Genomic DNA, 21,987 nt, shown 5'->3' on the forward strand with positions numbered 1-21,987 from the left:
AATAAATGAAAATCACAGACCACATAAAAAACGCCAACGGCAAAACTCTATTTTCCTTAGAGGTTGTTCCGCCTCAAAAGGGAATCGGGATTGAAGATTTATATACCAACATCGAACCCTTAATGGAATTTAAACCTCCATTTATCGACGTGACAACATCAAGAGAAGAATATGTGTACATCGACAAAGGAAACGGTTTGATGGAGCGCAGAATCACAAGAATGCGTCCCGGAACTTTGGGCATTTGTGCTGCAATTCAGCATAAATATAATGTAGATACGGTTCCGCATTTACTTTGTGGAGGCTTTACAAAAGAAGAAACAGAATATCTTTTGGTAGACTGTATGTATTTGGGAATTGATAATATTATGGCACTGCGGGGTGACGCGATGAAAGGCCACCAATATTTTGAAGCGACTCCCGGTGGTCACGCAAGCGCAATGGATTTGGTAAACCAGATCAATAATTTAGGCAGAGGAAAATATCTTCATGACGATCAGGCTTGTGATGATCACAACAAATTCTGCATCGGAGTTGCCGGTTATCCCGAAAAGCACATGGAAGCGCCATCAATGAATTATGATCTGAAATGGCTGAAGCAAAAAGTAGACGCAGGTGCAGATTACATCGTAACGCAAATGTTTTTTGATAATAAAAAGTATATCGAGTTTGTTACTAAAGCCCGTGAAATGGGAATTACTGTTCCAATTATTCCGGGAATTAAACCAATTGCTACGAAAAAACACTTGAAGCTCTTACCGCAGGTTTTCAAAATAGATTTGCCCGAAGATTTAATCAATGCCGTAGAAAACGCAAAAAATAACGAAGCAGTAAAACAAATCGGTGTAGAATGGGCAATCAGCCAATGCAAAGAATTGCTGGATTTTGGAGTTCCCGTACTGCATTTTTACTCGATGGGGAAAAGTGACAATATTAAAAAAGTAGCCGGAGAGTTATTCTAATAAAGTAATATTTGAAAGTAAAGCCTTGTTTTAACAAGGCTTTTTTATATCATAAATTTTTAGAGTCCGTTTAAATTTCATCAAAATTAATTTCCCCAACCCTAAAGGGAGTTAATTTTGATGAAATTTTCAAGGCATTTTTCCACCCTTTAGGGTTGAGGAAAAGAAAAATGCCTTGAAAATTTGTTTTTTAATCATTTTTAAACACGCTCTTAAACCATTGGGTGTCTCTCAAACTCCTTATTTCGGTCAAATAAATATCGGTACGTCGCTAGTTTTCTTGTTACTTCAGTCTCCAAATGTTTTGCAAGACCCAGCATTTTAGGATTAAAATCGCCAATCCACTGCATTTCAAAATCAATAAAATCTGTATCTACCTGAAAATGCTTCGCTGCTTCTACGATAAGATAACCTTCCACGCCTTTGTTTTGCCACTCTGGTACAACACCGAAAATTAATCCTACAAATTTGGTATTGGTTTTTGTCGCCTTATAATAAAGAAATTTAAGCTTGTCTAAAAAACCGAATTTCCCATTTAGATATTTAAACCATTGATTAAGATCAGGAATGTTAATCCACATCGCAATGGGTTTGTTATTGTCATAGGCAAACCACGCAATATGTTCATTCATTACAGGTTTCATACTGTTAAACATATTTTTAACCTCTTTCAAATTCATCTGTTTTCCACCACCATGACTTTCCCAAGTTTTATTGTAAAGTTCAAAAAAATCTTCTGCAAAATTGTTGATTTGTTTTTTAGTAACCGGTTTTGCAGAGATATTTTCATTTTTACTATGCTTTGCATGCATAATGTTGAAAATTCTAGAAGTGGGAGCATGGGCTTTACGGCTAAAACAAAGCATGTCATAATAAACCTGAAAACCGTAGTTTTCTAATAAATCTTTGTAATATGGAAAATTATAATTCATTCCGTATAAAGGCGGAGTGAAACCATCAATTAAAACGCCCCAAAATTTATCTCTTTCTCCAAAATTAATAGGCCCATCCATTGCTTCCATTCCAATCGATTGAAGGAAGTTTTTACAGAAATCGAAGATGAAATTGGCGGTTTCCTGATCGTTGATGCAATCGAAAAAACCAATTCCACCGGTGGGTTGATTCTGAAGGTATTTTTGATGATGAAACGCGGCAACCTTTCCTACAGTTTCGCCATTTTCATTTAAAAATAAAAACCGTTTGCATTTTCCGTTTTCAAAAAACTTATTTTTCTGAGGATCAAAAACGAATTCAATATCTTTATCTAAAGGCCGAATGTATGCTTTGTCATTCTTATAAAGTCTCGCGGGAAACTCCAAAAATTCTTTTTTTTGCTTGATATTCAAAACTTCTTCTGCAATGACCATATTTTTTTAGACTATTAGATGGGAAAGGTAATTCAATTTAGGTTTAAATTAAAATGTAGAATAAATTTTATCCGTATTTTTGTTGCAAAATAAATAAAAATGGTTGATTTTACCGATAACGATGATGATATTTTCACAGGAAAAGACCATACGCCGATTCGTGAAGATGCTTTTGAGAAATCGCCACAGGAAAAAATAGAAAAAATTACCCAACTTTTCGGAGAAATCATGGAAACTTTAGGCCTTGATATGACCGATGATTCATTAAAGGATTCTCCTAAAAGAGTTGCGAAAATGTATGTAAACGAAATTTTCGGAGGGTTACTTCCAGAAAATAAACCCGGAATTTCTACATTTTCAAATAAATACAAATACCGACAAATGTTGGTGGAAAAGGATATTACTGTGTACTCATTCTGTGAACATCACTTTCTACCGATTATAGGAAGAGCGCATGTTGCTTATATATCGAATGGTGATGTGATTGGTCTTTCAAAAATTAACAGAATTGTAGATTATTACGCAAAAAGACCACAGGTTCAGGAAAGATTAACCATGCAGATTGTGGATGCCTTGAAAGAAGCGTTGGGAACTCAAAATGTAGCATGCATCATTGATGCAAAACATCTTTGTGTGAATTGCAGAGGAATAAAAGATACCGCAAGTTCTACAATCACCGCAGAATTAAGCGGGATTTTCAGAACCAATCCTATTACAAGACAAGAATTTCTACATTATGTAGGAAGCCATGCGAAATTGGATTATTAATATTTAGAATAATGATAAAATTTAAAAAAGTTTCAAATAAGATTTTTGTAATGACAATTATTTGTTGTTGCTGATTTTTCTTGAATTAATTTAAAAATCAATCATCAATTATCAATCATCATTTATAAATAATGCAACTAAAAATATACAATTCGCTTACAGCGGAGAAAGAAATATTCAATCCAATTCACGAAAATAATGTCGGGATGTACGTTTGTGGACCTACGGTTTACAGCAATGTGCATTTGGGAAATGTGAGAACTTTCCTTTCTTTCGATTTTATTTACAGAAGTTTAATACATTTGGGCTACAAAGTAAGATATGTAAGAAATATTACTGATGCGGGTCACCTCACTGACGATGGAGACGTGAATAACGACAGATTCGTTAAGCAAACTCGTCTTGAAAAATTAGAACCAATGGAAATCGTGCAAAAATATACTGTCGATTTTCATAAAGTTCTGGAAATGTTTAATCTTCTTCCTCCCAATATTGAACCTACAGCAACCGGTCATATCGTGGAACAAATTGAATTGACTCAAAAGTTAATCGAAAAAGGTTTTGCTTACGAAAGCAACGGCTCGGTTTATTTTGATGTTTTAGAATACAATAAAAAAGGTTTGAACTACGGTGAACTGTCAAAACGTAATATCGAAGAACTTTTTGCCAATACCAGAGATCTAGACGGACAGGGAGAAAAGAAAAATCCACAGGATTTTGCTTTATGGAAAAAAGCTTCTCCGGCTCACATCATGCGTTGGAATTCGCCTTGGGGAGAAGGTTTTCCCGGATGGCATCTTGAATGTACGGCAATGAGTACGAAATATTTGGGAGATAAATTCGACATTCACGGAGGTGGAATGGATTTGAAATTCCCACATCATGAATGTGAGATTGCACAAGGAAAAGCTTGCAATGATGTAGAACCCGTAAATTACTGGATGCACGCCAATATGTTGACGATGAATTCCCAGCGTATGAGCAAATCGACCGGAAATTATATTTTACCTAAACAATTGGTTTCGGGAGAAAACGATTTTTTCGAAAAACCTTTTCATCCTACCATTGTTCGTTTCTGCTTTTTGCAAGCACATTACAGAAGTGTTTTAGATATTTCTAATGATGCAATGATGGCAAGCGAAAAAGGTTTCACAAGATTAATGGAAGCGATGAAAGCTTTAAATTCAATCATCCCAGATGATAAAAAAGAATCTGGTTATAACCTAAAAGAATGGAAAACTAAAGCTTATGATGCGTTGACAGATGATTTCAACTCTCCGGTTTTGATTGCCCATTTGTTTGAAGCCGTGAAATTTATTTTTGCTTTAAAAGATGAAAAAGAAACAGTTTCTACAGAAGATTTGGCAGATTTAAAATCAACGTTGAACGCTTTGATATTCGATGTTTTGGGACTTCAGGCAATTGAAGAAAACAACAATGAGAAGCTAGACCAAACTCTACAGGTTTTAATTGAATTGAGAAATCAGGCAAGAAAATCTAAGAATTTTGAACTTTCAGACCAAATCAGAGACAAACTTTTGGCTGAAGGTATTGAGCTGAAAGATGGAAGAGATGGAACTTCTTATGTTTTAAATTAAATTTTAAATCAAATAAAATTATACTGAAAACTCTCACTTAGTGGGAGTTTTTTGTGTTTATAATTTAACACAGTAAATAGTTTGATAACTACATTATTTACATCATACAATAAATTGATTGGTATTAATCTTAATATTCAGACGTCTAACTTTGCTAAATCACACATCAAATTTATTGGGTTAATACGTCTGGATTTTTTTGAGCATTACGTATGAGTAATTTAAATCACATTTTTTTATTTTGAAATTAAAAAATGTTTAACTTAGTAAGACTAAAACAATTACCAACCTAAATCTCTCTATATGAAACGACATTTATTCCCTATTATCTTATTATTTCTAGGAAATACAATCCATGCACAGCAAGACTTATTTGCATTGGCAGGGAAAGATTCTCCAAGAATTGAGTTCAATGATATCCGCATGATGAATGCAGATGGAAGTTCAACAACACAGATTTTCACATCAGTGACGCCATCTGAAGTATTTTCGCAAAATTCAAGAATGAAAATTACTGAAGACAGAAATTCTTACGGAAATGCACAAGCAATGAATCTCGCTGCGCTGGCAACGGATTCTTCACAAGAAAATCTTGTTTATATGCCTATGTTTTCATCAAATATCTATGTTTTAAATCAGAATACAAAACAAATTACTCTTGTTGAAAATAATGTAGCAAAAGTGACATCTTGTGACGTTAATTCTCATTTTACAAGAATGACATTAGGCTACGACGGAGCCATTTATGCATTGAATAATGCAGGAACACAGTTGCTACAGATTTCGAAAAAAGACGGTCAGTATGCTGTTGCAGATTTAGGCATTGTGAAAGATGCTGCTTCCAATGGCAAAAACTCATTTACATCTATGGAAACAGGTTTCGGAGGTGATATGATTTCAGATGCAGAAGGTAATTTCTACGTTTTTTCGGCCTCAGGAAATGCATTTAAAATTTCCTCTAAAAGTCTTCAAGCTTACTTTTTAGGTAAAATATCAGGGCTTCCAGAAAATTATTCTGTAAACGGAGTGGCTGTAAATTCTAAAGGTAAAATACTTGTAGCAAGTGCCAAAGGAAATGCTTTGTATGAAGTGAATTTCGAAAGCCTGGAAGCAAAACAACTTGCCGGAGAAACCAATCTTCATATTTATGATCTGGCGAGTAAATATTTTTTGAACGATAGAAAAGCTATTGGAGCTCCTTCAATCAATGCGGAAATTTATCCTACAAGGATTGATGAGGATTTTATTTATGTTAATTTGAATCAAACAAAGATAAAAGGCAATATAAAAGTTGAGATTTTTGATCTTTCCGGTAAAAATGTTTTGAGTAAAAAATTATCAATAAAAGATGGAAATCTTAATGAAAGAATAGAATTGTCTACTCTTTTTCAAGGGGCTTATTTGGTAAGTGTTTTTGATAATACAGGAAAAATTATAGCTACTAAAAAAGTGTTGAAAACAAAGTAAAAAAAATTTTGTCATTTGGATATATTTGCCTTTCAGATTTTATTTGAAAGGCTTTTTTAATGAATAATTGATGCAAAAAACCCTTATTTTTAACTTATAAAACACTATTTTTAGCAAAAAATATAGAGATGAAATTATATTTCAGCGTAAGATATATCACAAAAAAGGGTGAAAGTTTGTTTGTTTCAGTAATTACCAATGGACAAGAAGCGCAGGATCATCAAATGCAGCCTTCGGATTTTGGAGTTTGGAAGGCAGAGGTAGATCACTTTTCTAAAGATATAAGCTATAAATATTTGGTGAAAAATGAAGAAAATACTACGGTTGCTGTAGAAGATGTAGGTCATCAATTATCTTTTCCACATACATACAAAGAATTTGTAATCATTGATGTTTGGAACAAGAAAAATTTTCCGGAAAATTATCTTACCAATAAGATCTTAAAGAATAAGCTTACGGGTTTTAAGCCTGAAAAAAACAGTATTCTAAAAAAACATACCCACCTTTTCAAAATTTTTGCTCCAATTTATCATTCCAACTGGAAAATTGTGCTTTTTGGAAGTTCAGAATCTCTTGGCAGTTGGAGCTATGATAAGGTAATTATTTTTTCTCAAACCGATTTCGGTGTTTGGGAAGCTTCGGTAGAAATTCCTGAAAATTATCCTGTAGAATACAAGTATTGTATTTACGATACAGTTGAAAAGAAAGTGATTGATGTAGAATCTGGAGCAAACAGATTGGTTTATCCAAATTCTAATAAAGAGGTACTTCATATTGTTTCAGACCATTATTTTAAGTTTAAATCTTATCAAATGTACCACGATGCAGGAGTTGCGGTTCCTGTATTTTCTCTGCGAACAGAAGATGGTTTCGGAGTTGGTGAATTTCCTGATCTTAAAATACTGGCAGACTGGAATAAGGCAACAGGTTTGGGAATTATTCAAATATTGCCAATTAATGATACAACCGCAAACTACACATGGACAGATTCTTATCCGTATGCAGCAGTTTCTGTTTATGCATTGCACCCACAATACCTATCTTTAGAAAAACTAGATTATGTATTGCCGAAGAATTTAGTTGAAGAATACAACGCTCAAAAAGATGAGCTTAATACTCTTAACCTCATCGATTACGAAAAAATGATTTCTGGAAAATGGAAATTTATAAAACAGGTTTTTGAGGAGCAAAAAGAAAACATTTTTAAAGATAGAAATTTCAAGAAATTTATTAAAGATAACGAAACTTGGCTAGTTCCTTATTCTGCATTTTGTGTTTTGAGAGATAAGTACAAAACGCCTAATTTCGGAGAATGGAAAACCCATAAAAAATACATTGCAGGGAAAATTTCTCAGCTTTTTACCATCAAAAATAAAGACTATGAGGCGGTAATGCTTCATTCTTGGGTTCAATTTCAGCTTCATAAACAGTTGAAAGATGCTGTTGATTATATGCATGGTTTAGGAATCTCAATCAAAGGAGATTTGCCTATCGGAATTTATCGTTATTCAGTCGAGGCTTGGACTGAGCCTGAACTTTTTGGTATGGATTTCCAAGCGGGTGCACCGCCAGATCAATTTACAGATTTGGGGCAAAACTGGGAGTTCCCGACTTATAATTGGGAAGCGATGAAAAATGACGGATACCAATGGTGGAAAAACAGATTCAAAGCATTAGAGCAATATTTTGATGCAATGAGGATAGATCATATTCTTGGTTTTTTCAGAATATGGAGAATGCCGATTTCGGCAACACAAGGAATTTTGGGGTATTTTTATCCTGCTATGCCCATTACCGAGGATGAGTTTAAAAAGCTTCATCTTCCATTTGATTTTAATCGTTACTGTAAACCATTTATCAATGATGAGATTTTAAACAAATATTTTGGAGAAAACGAAGATAGTGCTTTGGAATATTTAGATATAAATTCTGATCAAACTTATTATTTTAAACCTCAATTTGATACGCAAAGAAAAATTTCAAATCATTTTAAGAATGATGAAAATACAGAATTTACAGAGCAACTAATTTCTTTGGCAGCAAATGTTTTGTTTTTAACAGAAGAAAAAGATAGAGAAACAGTATATCATCCAAGGTTTAATATTTATAAAACAGAATCTTATCAGTTTCTTTCAGATGGTGAAAAACGTATTATTTATAATCTTTATCATGATTATTTCTTCAAAAGACAAGATGGCTTATGGTACGCACAGGCAATGGAAAAACTTCCTGTTATTCTAAATGCTACAGAAATGTTGATTTGCGGAGAAGATCTTGGTCTCGTACCAGATTGTGTTCCTGTAGTAATGGATGAACTTGCAATCATAGCTCTCAAGGTACAGAGAATGCCTTCTGAAAATATACCTTTTTATAACCCTAAAATAGCAGATTATATGAATGTGGTAACCGCTTCTTCTCACGATAGTTCTACCTTAAGACAATGGTGGAAAGAGGATTCTGCTCTCACGCAAAAGTATTATAATCAGCAACTTAATCAATATGGGGAAGCTCCGGAAAATCTGATGCCAGATTTAGCTGAAATTATTATAAAACAGCATTTGTACAACGATGCAATGTTGGCGATATTCCCGATTCAAGAGTTTTTAGCGACCGAAGAAACGCTTTCTAATCCAAATCTAGATATTGAAAGAATTAATAATCCTGCCGTTTTTCCTCACTATTGGAGGTATAGAATGCATTTAAATATTGAAGAACTCCATAAAGCAGAAAATTTCAATGAAAAGATAAAAAAATGGATTGAAGATAGCGGAAGGTTGTAAATTTAACAATTGATTATCAAATACTTAATTTAAATTTAAAAGAAGTTTTATCGAAAGGTTTAACTTCTTTTTTTTTCCTATATCCAAAAGATAGAATTGAGAGATTCAAAATATTATAAACCAATTAATGATTATAGAAATGAAAAAAATACTTTTGGGATTTGCTTTGGGATTTGCTTCTTTTTTGATGGCCCAGCAATATCCGAACAATGGATACGGAGATAATGGCTACTCTGACGGATATTACAGTGATGATGACGATCAAAATTATTTCCCAGATGATTATTACTACAACTATCCGCAAGATTATTATCCGCAAGATTATTACCAAAGTTATTATAACGATTACAGAAACTCGGTAAGTAATATCAACTGGAATGTGTTTTTTGCACAAAATAGATTGTCTAGATGGCAAATCGATCAGATTCTTTATTTGAATAGTCTGTACAGTAATTTTTCTACATGGAATAATTTCTACAGCTATAATCCGGATAGATGGTATTATGATAGATTCTACGCTTTAGAAAGAATCATGGGCCCAAGAGTCTTTGTGGTTTTTCAGAATAATTATTACAGAGGAAACAGACCCGTTTTATATTTTCAGAATTACAGAAGATCTTATTATAGCCCGAGATTTACTGTAATGCCAAGATATAGAAATGTAAATATCAATATTTATAAAGTAAATAGATCAGAGTTCAGAAGAACAGTAAATCCAACTTTAAATGTAGTAAGAGGCTCAGGTTTTAGAAACAATTCAGAAGTAGGGTTTAGAGACAACAGTAATTCAGGAACAAGACCTAGAAACGGAGGTTTCAGAGATAACAGCAGTTCACAACCTCGCAGTAATGGTGGTTTCAGAAATGAGAACACTCAGCCAAGAGTAGAAAGTACGCAGCCTAGAAGCGGTGGATTCAGAAGTGAAAGCGGTCAACCAAGAAACGAAAATAGTAGCCCAAGATCAGGTGGAGGCTTTAGAAGTGGTGGCGAATCTAGACCTCAGCGCAGCGAAGGTACACCAGGAACAAGAAGTTCTGGAGGCGGAGAAAGGAGCGGAGGGTTTAGAACTCGTTTAGCAGGAAATTAGTTTTTCATATATTATATTTGAGTGGTGTAGAGAGTAGATTTTTTATCTACTCTTTTTTTATTTTATATTATGGGTGAGGTATTGTTAATTAAGTTTAACATTTTTTGTAAAATTAATTTTTAACTTTTAAATTAATTTCACATCAAACCAATAGAAAATAATTAATTAAACCTTTAATAAAATGAAAAAATTAATCTTATCAGTAGCGTTAGTAGGATTTGGAAGTTTGGCAATGGCTCAACAAAATCATACACAAGAACAGAAAGAAGCTAAAAGAGCTGAAATGCAGCAGAGAGAAAAGAATCATTTGGATAAAATGCAAAAAGATTTGAATTTATCGAAAGATCAGGTAGCAAAAGTGCAAGCACTTCATGAAAAGAAAAGAGCAGAAAGAAAAGCTGATTTCGATAAAAATAAAGACAGGAGAATGGCTAAAATGAAGGAAATGAAAGATAAAAGAGAACAAACGAATCAAGAAATGAAAAGCATCTTAAATCCTGAACAATACAAAAAATGGGAAGCCGAAAGAAATGCAAAGATGGAGCAGAGAAGAACGGCAATGAAAAGTAGAAAAAATGGCGAAAGAACTCACCACAAGCCAATGAAACAGCAACTGGAGCCTATAAGATAATTGAGTTCATAGTTTAGATTTTTTAATGTGAGGTAAGAGCGGAAATTTATTTCCGCTTTTCTTATGTATTATTTTTTGATTGAAAGGAGCATGTGAGTTGTAATTTTTATCTAATCTAAACTTAAATTTCTTTCATCATTTTACAGACCGCCTTATATTGCGTAAATTTGAAGTTAAATTAAAAATTATGGTAAGCGAAAAAATTGCACAACTTATAAATGAACAAATAGCTCACGAGCAATATGCTGCTCAATATTATCTCTCAATGTCTGCATGGTTTTCTGCTATAGATCTTGATGGGATTGCAAATTACTTCAGAGTTCAAAGCAAAGAAGAATTGATGCATGCAGATAAAATGTTTGATTATCTAAACGATGTTGGTGGACAAATCATCATCGGTGAAATTGCAAAACCACCACACGAATTTTCTAATGCTACAGACATCTTTGAGAAAGCTTTGGAGCATGAAAAGAAAGTAACGAGAAGTATTTTCAATATAGTAAAAAATGCCAACGATGAAGGTGATTTTGCTACAACTTCTTTCCTCCAGTGGTTTATCAATGAGCAGGTTGAAGAGGAAGCAAGTGCTTCACAGTATGTTACTAAAATTAAAATGGTTTGTGATAATCCTTCAGCGCTATATTTGTTTGATCAAGAATTGGCAACAAGAAAATTTACGCCAGACGCAACTGCTTAAAAGTAGATTTATTTACTATACATACCCCAAAAACATTGTGTTTTTGGGGTATGTTTTTATTATTTACAATATCACCGTAAAAATACGGTAAGGATTTAGGGAAAATACGTTTAGGTATTGATATTTTTTTTTCAATTTTGTAAAAACTAACTAATATCATGGGACAAGAATTTGATTCAATAGAAAGAAACGGAGCAAACAGCCTGAGTGTAGATTTCATAAGAGCTGCTGTGGCACAATATAGAAGTAATCAACTCCAGTGCACTGCCGATAATTTGGGTTTGGAAGATGCACATTCTATATGGTTTGATCTCCCAACTCTTAAAAAATTTATTGCAGATGTGGAAAATCTGGCTCGTAATGCAGATGCTTCAGTAATTGATGCAGATTTGGGAGTGAGAATGTACTATGCAGCTTATCCAGAAAATCTAGAAGACATAAGTGTTAAAAATGAATATCTTAAACTGCATACACTTATAATGATTCCAACAAAAAAGCAGGAGAATTCTGTTGGTGAAATCGTACATTATGATTACAATCCACTCATTAATTCTTCAGATAAAAGATTGGCGTTAGTAACAACGAAAGCAATGGCTCAAAATCATGGCAGTCTTGCACCTCCAGATTCTTGCGAAGGAGAATTATATTAAAACAAATAAAGTAGATGGATTTTTTTCGGGATATTTTAAGTCATATTTATTACGGTAGCGAGGCTTTAGCAGCCTTGATAGGATTATTGTATCTGCCACGATTGAAAAACACCTATTGGAAATATTTTGCAATATATCTTATTCTTATTTTTATAAGTGAAACTTTAGGAGAACAAGGAGTGTTTTCTAGAGATAATAAAGTTCGGTTTTATAATTATCTTGTGATTCCAGGAGAGTTCATCTTTTTTTATTGGCTATATGCAGCAAAATCTTTTAGAAAGCCAAAACTTTTTTACATATTATCTGCTTTGTATCTATTGTCGTTTATTCCACACGAATTATTTTTCAGCTCAAAGAAAATTGTTTTTTCACTTAATTATACCTTGGGTTCTCTTTTTCTATTGTATCTTGTTGTTTTAGAGTATTACAGGCAGGTGAATTCTTCGGATATTCTTAATTTTAGCGACAATAGAATGTTTTACATCAATTGGGGGGTTACCGTATTCTACATCGGTACATTGCCTTTGTTATCATTTTGGAGTCTCTTTGCAGAGCTCAAAGATTTGTTTAGTATTTACTATATTTACTTTCAGATTTCAGGTATTGTAATGTATGTTTTATTTGCAGTTTCATTTATTCTAGGAAAAGAAAATGCTGATGTATGGAAAAAACAGAACTCTTAATAACCGTTATACTCTTCAATATTTTCTTCTTAGGTTTTATTGTAGCCATTATGGTATACATCAGAAAGTATAAGCAAAGGAAAAAGGAATATCTTGTTGAAATTCAAATGAAAAACGAAATTCATCAGAAAGAACTTCTCGCTACTCAGCTCGAAATACAAGAATCTACGATGAAGCAAATTGGGAGAGAACTTCATGATAATATAGGTCAAAAACTCACGCTGGTAAGTCTTTATACGCAACAGCTTCTTCATGAGAATAAGGTGCCCGACGTCAACGAAAGAATAGAACAGGTTTCACAAATCATTAATCATTCTATTGATGATCTACGGAGTTTGTCTAAATCGCTAACTGATAATAAAATAAGTCACAACAAAATTGTAGAGCTGATCGAGGATGAGGTCAATGCTGCCAATGCAATAAAAAAATGTAAAGTAAATTTTGAATATAATTTTTATGATTTAGATTTAAATTTCAAACATAAAACAGTTGTGCTTAGAATTATACAAGAGTTCATTCAAAATAGCATGAAGCATTCCGGATGTACAAATGTTTTTATAAATCTGAATACAAACGAAAATAATCTGTGGGAACTTAATATCAAAGATGACGGTAAAGGTTTTGATACTGAAGTAGTAAATTCATCCGGAATTGGGCTTGGCAATATGAAAAATAGGGCAGAAATGATTGGGGCAGATTTTACTTTCAAAAGTGAAAAAAATATTGGAACTTCGCTTAACATTGTTTTAAAAAAATAACCATGAAAAAAACAATTGTTCTTGTAGACGATCATATTCTTATAGCAAAAGCACTCGAGGGTATTATTGATCATTTTACTGATTTTGAAGTGATTTACTGTGCAGAAAACGGGCAGGATCTCATTGATAAATTTGCGGCAAACCGCAGAATTCCTGAGATTATACTTTTGGACATCAGTATGCCTGTGATGAACGGCTTTGAAACTGTTCTTTGGCTTAAAGAGAATTATCCCGACATCAAAGTAATGGCTCTCAGTATGCAGGATGATGATAAAAGTGTTATTAAAATGATAAAAAACGGAGCAAAAGGCTATCTTCTAAAAAACACCCACCCAAAAGACCTTGAATTTGCCCTTAAAAAACTTTCAAGCGAAGGATTTTTCTATCCGGATTGGGCTTCTAAGGTTATTTTCTCTAGTATGAATGCCGATTCTAAAAATGATAAAGAATTAAAAATTTCCGAACGGGAAAGAGAGTTTCTTCGTTACACCGTAACAGAACTTAGTTACAAAGCCATTGCGCTAGAGATGAGCTGTAGCCCCAGAACTGTTGAAAGTTACAGAGATCAACTTTGCGAAAGGTTTGATCTGAAAACACGTGTTGGTCTGGCTATTTTTGCCATAAAAAATGGTTTTGCCGAAACATAAAAACGCTGTCCTTCAACAGTAGTATTTTTTTAAAAACTTAATGTTGAAAAAACAGGAAAATGATCTGAAGGGTAAAGAAGATTTTCTCTTCTATCATTGATATGGCGGTGAGATTTAATTTTGAAACCTTTCACAAAAATATAATCAATTCTATCTTTTGGAAGTTCATTAATATTAAAACCCGTAAACGTAGCTATGGGACCATAATGTTTCTTTTCTGAATGATAAAAAGTGTCTTTAAGATTTTGAGATAATATTTTTATCGGTTCGGTATCTTCTGTTAAGTTAAAATCCCCGGTCAATACTATTGGGAGGTTATTAGGGTTTAATTCCTGCGCTTTTTTCAAAATGAGATCGGAAGATTTTACTCTTGCAGTTTTTCCTACATGATCAAAATGAATATTCATTGCCAAAAATTCTTTCTTAGATTTTAAATCTTTAAATATTGCATAAGTGCAAATTCTGTTAAGAGCAGCATCCCATCCTTTGGAAGGTTTTTCGGGTGTTTCAGAAAGCCAGAATGTTCCGGATTTTACAATTTTCAGTTTCAAAGTATCATAAAATATCGCCGAAAATTCGCCTTTTTCTTTGCCGTCATCTCTTCCAACGCCTACGAAATTATAGTTTTGTAAAACCGTTTTTATATCTTTTATTTGTTCGGGTAAAGCTTCCTGAATCCCGAAGAAATCCGGATGATAATATTCTAGAAGTCCCAATGCCTCTGCTTTTCTTTTTGGCCAAGCATTTTCTAAGTCAGATTCTAAATTAAGTCTTATATTGAATGATATTACTTTTAAATCCTGACAAAATGCAAACGAAAAGCTTAAAACAGAAAAAAAAGTGAGAATATTTTTCATATTTTTAAATTTAAAACAAAAATATAATTTCATTACGAATATTGGGTTTCAGAATAAATTATTTTACTATTAAATATAAAGCAAAAAAAACTCCGGAAGATACCGGAGTTTTGATTATTGAATAAAAAATTACTCTTTCGTAAATTTCACATCTTTCCCGCCTTGTCCGATGGTGAAAGATTTTTTGTCTTTACTGAAAGTGATTTCTATTTGAGCTTGCTCAAAAGTAAACTTGTTATCTCCAGAATATTCTAGTGGAAATGCTTGTTGCCCAGTTGCTTGAGCGTAAAGTTGTCCGCTTTTTTCTGTTAAAACTATTTTTAAAGGCATTTCTTTGCTGCCAAAAGTTCCAATGAAATCTTTAGGGTTAATTTTCTCAGCAGTACTTGCTTGAGAAGAACTCCAGCTGTTGTTTTTTAAGTTGATATCCGGAATTTCACTGTTTGGATCAATCTTTACTTCGCTTATCTCTTTAGAAGAATCTACTTTAAAAGTCCATTCTGTATTTCTCTTCCAAACCTCTACCGGAAGTTTTGCAATCTGGTTGCTGCCATCTTTAAATTTAAGCTGAACCGTGGTAGGCATAGGTAATTGGCCCAGATTTTCAATAGTAATCTGAGCACCATTTTTATAGTCTCCGTTTACATATTTTACTGATTTTATACCCTGATCTATCTTCCATTTATTGATAAACCAGCCTCTCCAGAACCAGTTGAGTTCCTCACCGGAAACATTTTCCATTGTATGAAAGAAATCCCAAGGAGTTGGATGTTTGAAAGCCCATCTATCTATGTAAGTTTTGAAAGCTTTATCAAATTTTTCAGGACCGAGGATAGACTCACGTAAAACACCTAGGCCTAGACCTGGTTTATAGTAAGCTAAAATTCCAATATTTCTTTCTTTCATATTATCTGGTCCCACCATAATTGGCTCGAAACTGTCATTCATCAAAAAGGCGCCAGATTGAGCGATATTTTTCTTCTGATAATACTCTCCGTTGTTGAATGCTTCAGTTGAAAGTTCATTGATGAATGTGTTGAAACCTTCGTCCATCCAAGCAAATAGTCTTTCGTTTGATCCTACAATCATCGGGAACCAGTTGTGCCCAAATTCGTGATCTGTTACACCCCAAAGGCTTTCACCTTTAGAATCCATGTGGCAAAAAACAATTCCAGGATACTCCATGCCGCCTTCATTTCCGGCAACATTGGTTGCTGCAGGATAAGTGTATTCATACCATTTTTTAGAATAATGTTCGATAGATGCTTTGGTGTATTCTGTAGATCTTCCCCAGGCTTTATCGCCCGCACTTTCCACAGGATAGGCAGAGATAGCGATAGATTTTTTTCCACTTGGAAGATTGATTTTAGCTGCGTCTAGAACAAATGCTGAAGAAGATGCCCATGCGAAATCTCTCGTTTGATTGATTTTAAATTTCCAAGTTTTTGTACCCGAATCCTGGCCTTTTTTTATTTCAGATTCTTTTCTGATCATTACCGTTTTATCAGAGTTTCTCGCTTGTTCCCAACGGTCATTTTCCTCTTTAGAATATACTTCTTTTGAGTTTAAAAGTTCTCCTGACGCTACCACATAATGATTCGCAGGAACGGTAATATTCGCAGTAATATCTCCGTATTCCAAATAAAATTCAGATGCACCAAGGTACGGAAGGGTGTTCCAGCCCATTACGTCATCATAAACACACATTCTAGGGTACCATTGAGCGATAGTGTAGATCTTTCCGTTTTTGCTTTCCTCAATTCCCATACGGTCTGAGCCGTACTTTGGAGAAACAAATGAATATTCAATTTTAATTTTTGCTTTTCCCCCTTTTGCTGCAAGATGTAGTGGAAGGTCAATCTGCATTCTGGTATCGTTAATTGTGTATTTTACGGTTTTACCATCGTAAGAAACAGATTTAATTTTGTATCCTCCTTCAAAAGTTTCTCCGTGAGATCCATTTCTACTTCCAGATAAAGGAACTACAGAATTTCCTCTAGAGTCTTTTGAAAATAAATTCTGATCCAACTGCAACCACAAGAATCCTAATTGATCTGGGCTGTTGTTGGTGTATAAAATTTCTGCGGTTCCTGTAAGCTCATTCTTTTTTTCGTCTAGTTTGATGTCTAGTTTGTAATCTGCAGAGTTCTGCCAATAGGCATGACCGGGTTGTCCGCTTGCCGATCTTGTTTCTGTACCCGTTTGAGGATAAAAAAATGGTTTAAAAGCCTCCACGAAATCGTATTTTGGAGATTCTTTTATTGCTTCCTGAGCAGAAAAATGAGAAGAAACTGCAAAAACAGTAGCAACAAAAATTTTTGTAGGGAATTTAAGATTCATCTGGAAAAGGTTTAATTTAAAATGATGAGTAAAAAAAATCGTGTAATCGTTACAAATTCTGACGTAAATGTGTCGAAATAATATTAGTTTGATTTTTTTGCTTTAATCATTGCTTCCAAAGCATCCCACATTTCTTGCGGAATATCTTCTAGCATATTAAATTCTCCAGCGCCTTGAAGCCATTCGCCGCCGTCAATGGTAACAACTTCCCCGTTCATGTAAGCTGAGTAATCTGAGACCATATAGGCTGCAAGATTAGCCAACTCCTGATGTTCTCCAACTCTTCTCAATGGTACTTTTTTTCTCATATCAAATTTTTCCTGCAAATCTCCTGGAAGCAATCTGTCCCAAGCTCCTTTGGTAGGGAAGGGGCCTGGTGCAATGGCATTGAAACGGATTCCGTATTTAGCCCATTCTACTGCAAGACTTCTTGTCATGGCCAAAACTCCTGCTTTTGCACAAGCGGATGGAACAACATAGGCAGAGCCGGTCCATGCATAAGTGGTCACTATATTTAGAACTGTTCCCGATGTTTTAGAATCAATCCAATGTTTACCGATTGAAAGTGTGCAGTTTTTTGTTCCTTTTAAAACAATATCTAAAATAGAATCAAATGCAGAGTGAGTCAATCTTTCGGTAGGCGAGATAAAATTTCCGGCCGCGTTGTTGAGAAGGATGTCGATTTTGCCAAATTCTTTTAATGTGGCTTCTTTCATGGCTTCTACTTCGTCCCAATTTCTTACGTCACAAGCGATGCAAAGAACTTTTCCGTTGGTTTCCGTTTCTAATTCTTTGGCTGTAAGTAGTAATTTTTCTAAATTTCTAGAGGTGATCACTACTTTTGCTCCCAATTCAAGGAAATATTTTGTCATAGCTTTTCCAAGTCCGCTTCCGCCACCAGTAACGATGGCAACTTTATCTTTCAAAGCCCCTTCACGTAACATGGGTTGTGTATAAAGATTCATATTTTATTTTTTTTAAAAATAATGAATATTGAACGGAAAAGGTTCAAAATTCTAAAATAAATGATGTTGTAAATAATTATTCTTGATAGAAGCTTAAATTTTAAATGAAGTAAAGCATAAAAAAAACCTTGCAAAACAATTACAAGGTTGATATTTAAAAATTAATAGACAATTAAGCTCCTACAACAGTTCCTTTAAATGAAAGTGTTTTTGGAGTTTTGCTATCGCTTGTTGTTACAGTTACGGTTTTAATAAAAGAACCTGTAGTTGCTGCGTTATAGCTAGCTTCTACAAATCCTTTTTTACCTGGTAGGATAGGAGTTTTTGTATAATCAGCAGTTGTACATCCACATGCAGGCGCTACATTTTCTATGATTACAGGCTTAGTAGATGTGTTAGTCAATTCAAATCTAATTAATTTTGGTTTTCCTTGCGGAATGTTTCCAACATCAATAGATTCTGATTTCCATTTGATTGCATCTGCGATTACAGTTACGATTGCATTGTTTGCTACGGGCAAAACTTCAGCATAGATTGATGAGAATGCCAAAACAGCCAAAACAGCAGAGATTTTTAGTTTTTTCATAAATATAAATTTTATTGTTGATAGTAAAAAATCAATTAATACGATTGTTTTTCTTGATGTAACAAATTTACTACACAAATTCTTATTTATTGTTAATCGTTTTCAAAAATTTGTTAACGAGTTGTTAATGATAAAATATTATTGATTTTTTTAGATAATATTGTTTCACAAAATGGAAATAAAGAAACTTAATATTATCATCACTTTGGGGCTTGTCGCCATTGTAGGAATTTTGATTGCTCAGCTTTTGTGGACCAGACAGGCATATAATCTGGAGGATAAAAAATTTAATCAAACAGTAAATATTGCTTTGAGTGAAGTGGTAGAAAAACTTTCTGGAGGAGAAACGTCATTCGCAAAAAACCCCGTACAGAATATTGCCAATGATTATTATGTGGTTAATATCAACAATGAATTTCATCCTGATGTTTTAGAATATTATCTAAAAACAGAATTTACGCGCCTTCAGATAAATACCAATTATGTTTACGCCGTCTACAATTGCCATAGTGACAAAATGATTTACGGAAAATACATAACTCCAGAAACCAAGCAGTCTGAGCTTAAAAAAATCAATTTTCCTAAACATGAAAATCTCACCTATTATTTTTCTATTCGTTTTCCAGACAAAGCGACCTATTTAATCAGTTCTCTTAGGTTTTGGTATTTACTTACTTTTGCTTTAATTATCATACTTTTGGTATATGTTTATTCAATTTATACAATTATTCAGCAGAAAAAATTCTCAGAATTACAGAGAGATTTTATCAATAATATGACCCATGAGTTCAAAACTCCGCTTTCATCAATACTTTTAGCGACAGAAGCTTTAAATAAACAAGAATCGGTGAAAGAAAATCCGAAATTACAGACCTATACTTCAATTATTGTTAATCAAAGTATTAAACTGAATAATCACATAGAAAAGATCCTCAATGTAGCTAAAAACGATGAGTCTGGATTGTTATTAAAGCCCAAAAAGATACGATTGCTTCCCTTTATTGAAGAGATTGCAGAAACCCTCAGGCAAAAAAGTGAAAATCTGGTGATAAATTTAGAAATTGAAAAAAATATCACGATAACGGCGGATGAATTTCACTTTACGAATATCGTTTATAATATCTTAGACAACTCAATTAAGTACTGCGAATCTTCACCAGAAATCAGAATTTTTTCTGTAAAAGATACAAAAGGCTTATATTTAAAATTTAAAGACAATGGAATAGGAATTCCTGAGAAAAATATTCCTCAGATTTTTGATAAATTTTACAGAGTGATTTCTAAGAAACATAATGAGATTAATGGTTTCGGATTAGGACTTTTTTATGTGAAAAAGGTGGTGCGCCAACACCATTGGAAGATTTTAGTAGAAAATAATAAAGATCAGGGGATTACTACAACGTTGTTTATTCCAATGTGATTTTTTAAGTGTTAATAATGAATAAATCTAAAATTTTATATGCAGAAGATGATGAAACAATTGCATTTCTGATTCAGGATAGTCTTGAAAATTATTATCAAATAAGCCATTTTTCTAACGGAAGAGCGGCTTTGGATGCCTTTAAAAAAGAAAGTTTTGATATTTGCCTGTTGGATATTATGATGCCCGAAATCAATGGTTTTGAGTTGGCGGAGAAAATTCGCGGAGAAAATTCTGAAATACCTATTATTTTTATCTCAGCAAAAGCATTAAAAGAAGATAGAATTAAAGGTTTAAGAATTGGTGCAGATGATTACCTCGTAAAACCTTTCAGTATAGAGGAATTGATTTTGAAGATTGAAATTTTCCTCAAACGTTCAAAGAAAGTAGAAGCAAATCCGTCAAAATATAAAGCTGGAAAATATGATTTTGATCCGAAAAATTACACTTTAAAAAACTCTGAAATTACAATTACACTCACTCAGCGAGAGTCTGAATTGCTTTTTTATTTTATCACTCACAAAAATACCGTTTTGAAGAGGCAAGATATTTTGAAGGCAATTTGGGGAGATGATGATTATTTTATGGGAAGAAGTTTGGATGTTTTTATTTCGAGACTACGCAAAGTTTTTGCTGATGAAGAGCAAATCTGGATTGAAAATGTCCACGGAATAGGATTTCGGTTCGCTGTAAAAGAGTGAAAGCGTAGAGATAAATGACGATGCAGGTCAAATGAGAGCGTGGTATATTTTAAATTCTGGGGGCTTTTATCTGGTTGCGCTGGGATCCAAAAATTAAGCAATTGGAAGTCCGTCTGTTGATAGCACAATTTTAAATTTAGAAAGCGGAAAACGGTTTGAAATTGATGCTGTTTACCAAGGGTAAAAATGTGTTTATGTGCAGAAAGTTGCTCTCAACGGAAAATAAATTGAAAATTTTACTTTAAAACATTCTGATATTATGAATGCTGGAAAACTAACTTTTTATAAGACTCTAAAAGCAAATAAATAATCTACTTATTTCTACCAAGTAAGCCGTACAGCAGTTTTTCTTTGATTTCTTTATTGATTTCATCTGTAGTTTCTGTATTTCTTTTAAACCAAAAATAAGAATTGTTTAAAGTATGCAGAATAAATCTCGTGGTAAAAGTAGTAGATTTCAGCTCCCAGTTTTCTGCGATGTAAATTTCAGAAATCAATTGCTCTACTTCTTGCTGATAGTTTTTTCTTAATTCCACAAATTCTGTTAATCTTTCATCAAGATGCTTCCATTCGTTTGAATAAATGTGAGTTACATCGCGGTTTTTTAAAACAATCGAAAGGTGTTTGTCAATAAAAAGATTGAGTTTTTCTTTTGGTGGAAGATTGGTGGTTTTAATGACCTGAAGCTCATCAAAAAACTCCTGAGCCACACCAAAACAAATCCATTCTAAAATTTCTTCTTTCGAGCGGATGTGTGCATACAAAGATGCTGCCTTGATGTTCAGTTTAGTAGCTAAATCCCTTACAGAACTTGCCGGATAACCTTTTTCTTTAAAAAGCTCAATGGCTACTTCTAATATTCTCTGTTGTTTTTCTTTCAGTTCCATGCGTGTCTACAAAAGTAAATATTCTCAAATTAAATCTATTCTTTTTGATGAGTGATTTTTTAATACTCCATTTTCAGAAGTAAGTTAAATTTTGAACAACCGAACTTAGGTGATTTATTTTTTTTAATTTTCATTA

21 protein-coding genes are annotated in these 21,987 nt (G+C 33.4%); 15 read left to right on the top strand and 6 right to left on the bottom strand.

Features of this window, described 5'->3' with window-relative positions; genetic code table 11:
- The first annotated feature begins 5 nt into the window (after positions 1–5).
- A complete protein-coding gene (gene metF, locus BW939_RS03155) occupies positions 6–962 on the top strand; it encodes a methylenetetrahydrofolate reductase [NAD(P)H] (protein WP_076449676.1) in 957 nt (318 codons plus the stop codon).
- 212 nt (positions 963–1,174) lie between these two features.
- On the opposite strand, the gene BW939_RS03160 is transcribed toward metF, so the two are convergent.
- A complete protein-coding gene (locus tag BW939_RS03160) occupies positions 1,175–2,329 on the bottom strand; it encodes a hypothetical protein (protein WP_076449678.1) in 1,155 nt (384 codons plus the stop codon).
- A gap of 99 nt (positions 2,330–2,428) precedes the next feature.
- On the opposite strand from BW939_RS03160, the gene folE reads away from it, so the two are divergent.
- The 11 genes from folE to BW939_RS03215 all read left to right on the top strand — a co-directional run bounded on the left by folE (position 2,429) and on the right by BW939_RS03215 (position 14,095).
- Positions 2,429–3,097, top strand: a complete 669-nt coding sequence (gene folE / locus BW939_RS03165; RefSeq protein WP_076449681.1) for a GTP cyclohydrolase I FolE — start codon at positions 2,429–2,431, stop codon at positions 3,095–3,097.
- A gap of 131 nt (positions 3,098–3,228) precedes the next feature.
- A complete protein-coding gene (cysS, locus tag BW939_RS03170; protein ID WP_076449682.1) occupies positions 3,229–4,695 on the top strand; it encodes a cysteine--tRNA ligase in 1,467 nt (488 codons plus the stop codon).
- Between the two features lie 303 nt (positions 4,696–4,998).
- Complete coding sequence (locus BW939_RS03175; RefSeq protein ID WP_076449683.1) at positions 4,999–6,162, top strand: T9SS type A sorting domain-containing protein; 1,164 nt, start codon at positions 4,999–5,001, stop codon at positions 6,160–6,162.
- 128 nt (positions 6,163–6,290) lie between these two features.
- Positions 6,291–8,942, top strand: a complete 2,652-nt coding sequence (locus tag BW939_RS03180; RefSeq protein ID WP_076449685.1) for a 4-alpha-glucanotransferase — start codon at positions 6,291–6,293, stop codon at positions 8,940–8,942.
- Between the two features lie 139 nt (positions 8,943–9,081).
- Complete coding sequence (locus BW939_RS03185) at positions 9,082–10,029, top strand: hypothetical protein (RefSeq protein WP_185115840.1); 948 nt, start codon at positions 9,082–9,084, stop codon at positions 10,027–10,029.
- A gap of 181 nt (positions 10,030–10,210) precedes the next feature.
- Positions 10,211–10,660, top strand: coding sequence for a hypothetical protein (locus tag BW939_RS03190; protein ID WP_076449689.1), 450 nt, complete (start codon positions 10,211–10,213; stop codon positions 10,658–10,660).
- A gap of 187 nt (positions 10,661–10,847) precedes the next feature.
- Positions 10,848–11,357, top strand: a complete 510-nt coding sequence (locus BW939_RS03195; protein ID WP_076449691.1) for a ferritin — start codon at positions 10,848–10,850, stop codon at positions 11,355–11,357.
- A 158-nt stretch (positions 11,358–11,515) separates the two neighbouring features.
- Positions 11,516–12,007 (top strand): hypothetical protein, encoded by a 492-nt coding sequence (locus BW939_RS03200; RefSeq protein ID WP_076449693.1) that lies wholly within the window; start codon positions 11,516–11,518, stop codon positions 12,005–12,007.
- 14 nt (positions 12,008–12,021) lie between these two features.
- Entirely contained in the window at positions 12,022–12,690 is a 669-nt protein-coding gene (locus BW939_RS03205; protein ID WP_076449695.1) for a hypothetical protein, read from the top strand.
- Positions 12,669–13,448 (top strand): sensor histidine kinase, encoded by a 780-nt coding sequence (locus BW939_RS03210; RefSeq protein ID WP_076449697.1) that lies wholly within the window; start codon positions 12,669–12,671, stop codon positions 13,446–13,448. The genes BW939_RS03205 and BW939_RS03210 overlap by 22 nt, the downstream gene beginning before the upstream one ends.
- A 2-nt stretch (positions 13,449–13,450) precedes the next feature.
- Positions 13,451–14,095: a response regulator transcription factor gene (locus BW939_RS03215; RefSeq protein ID WP_076449699.1), complete on the top strand. Its 645-nt coding sequence runs from the start codon at positions 13,451–13,453 to the stop codon at positions 14,093–14,095.
- Positions 14,096–14,124: 29 nt separating this feature from the next.
- Here the strand turns inward: BW939_RS03215 and BW939_RS03220 are convergent, their stop codons facing one another.
- From BW939_RS03220 to BW939_RS03235, 4 genes are all read right to left on the bottom strand, one after another.
- Positions 14,125–14,952: an endonuclease/exonuclease/phosphatase family protein gene (locus tag BW939_RS03220; RefSeq protein ID WP_076449701.1), complete on the bottom strand. Its 828-nt coding sequence runs from the start codon at positions 14,950–14,952 to the stop codon at positions 14,125–14,127.
- 129 nt (positions 14,953–15,081) lie between these two features.
- Entirely contained in the window at positions 15,082–17,292 is a 2,211-nt protein-coding gene (locus BW939_RS03225; protein ID WP_076449703.1) for a M1 family metallopeptidase, read from the bottom strand.
- An 83-nt stretch (positions 17,293–17,375) separates the two neighbouring features.
- Positions 17,376–18,257, bottom strand: a complete 882-nt coding sequence (locus BW939_RS03230) for an SDR family oxidoreductase (protein WP_076449705.1) — start codon at positions 18,255–18,257, stop codon at positions 17,376–17,378.
- A gap of 172 nt (positions 18,258–18,429) precedes the next feature.
- Complete coding sequence (locus BW939_RS03235; protein WP_076449707.1) at positions 18,430–18,843, bottom strand: DUF1573 domain-containing protein; 414 nt, start codon at positions 18,841–18,843, stop codon at positions 18,430–18,432.
- 172 nt (positions 18,844–19,015) lie between these two features.
- On the opposite strand from BW939_RS03235, the gene BW939_RS03240 reads away from it, so the two are divergent.
- Genes BW939_RS03240 through BW939_RS16000 form a run of 3 tightly spaced genes read left to right on the top strand, consistent with a single transcriptional unit; the run spans position 19,016 to position 21,061 of the window.
- Positions 19,016–20,263: a sensor histidine kinase gene (locus BW939_RS03240; protein ID WP_076449709.1), complete on the top strand. Its 1,248-nt coding sequence runs from the start codon at positions 19,016–19,018 to the stop codon at positions 20,261–20,263.
- 17 nt (positions 20,264–20,280) lie between these two features.
- A complete protein-coding gene (locus tag BW939_RS03245) occupies positions 20,281–20,964 on the top strand; it encodes a response regulator transcription factor (RefSeq protein WP_076449712.1) in 684 nt (227 codons plus the stop codon).
- Positions 20,965–20,974: 10 nt separating this feature from the next.
- Positions 20,975–21,061: a glycoside hydrolase domain-containing protein gene (locus BW939_RS16000; RefSeq protein WP_228417113.1), complete on the top strand. Its 87-nt coding sequence runs from the start codon at positions 20,975–20,977 to the stop codon at positions 21,059–21,061.
- A 214-nt stretch (positions 21,062–21,275) separates the two neighbouring features.
- Here the strand turns inward: BW939_RS16000 and BW939_RS03255 are convergent, their stop codons facing one another.
- Positions 21,276–21,851, bottom strand: a complete 576-nt coding sequence (locus tag BW939_RS03255) for a TetR/AcrR family transcriptional regulator (protein ID WP_076449715.1) — start codon at positions 21,849–21,851, stop codon at positions 21,276–21,278.
- Between the last annotated feature and the right edge of the window lie 136 nt (positions 21,852–21,987).

It is taken from the genome of Chryseobacterium piscicola, from assembly GCF_900156685.1.
Classification (GTDB): Bacteria; Bacteroidota; Bacteroidia; order Flavobacteriales; family Weeksellaceae; genus Chryseobacterium; species Chryseobacterium piscicola.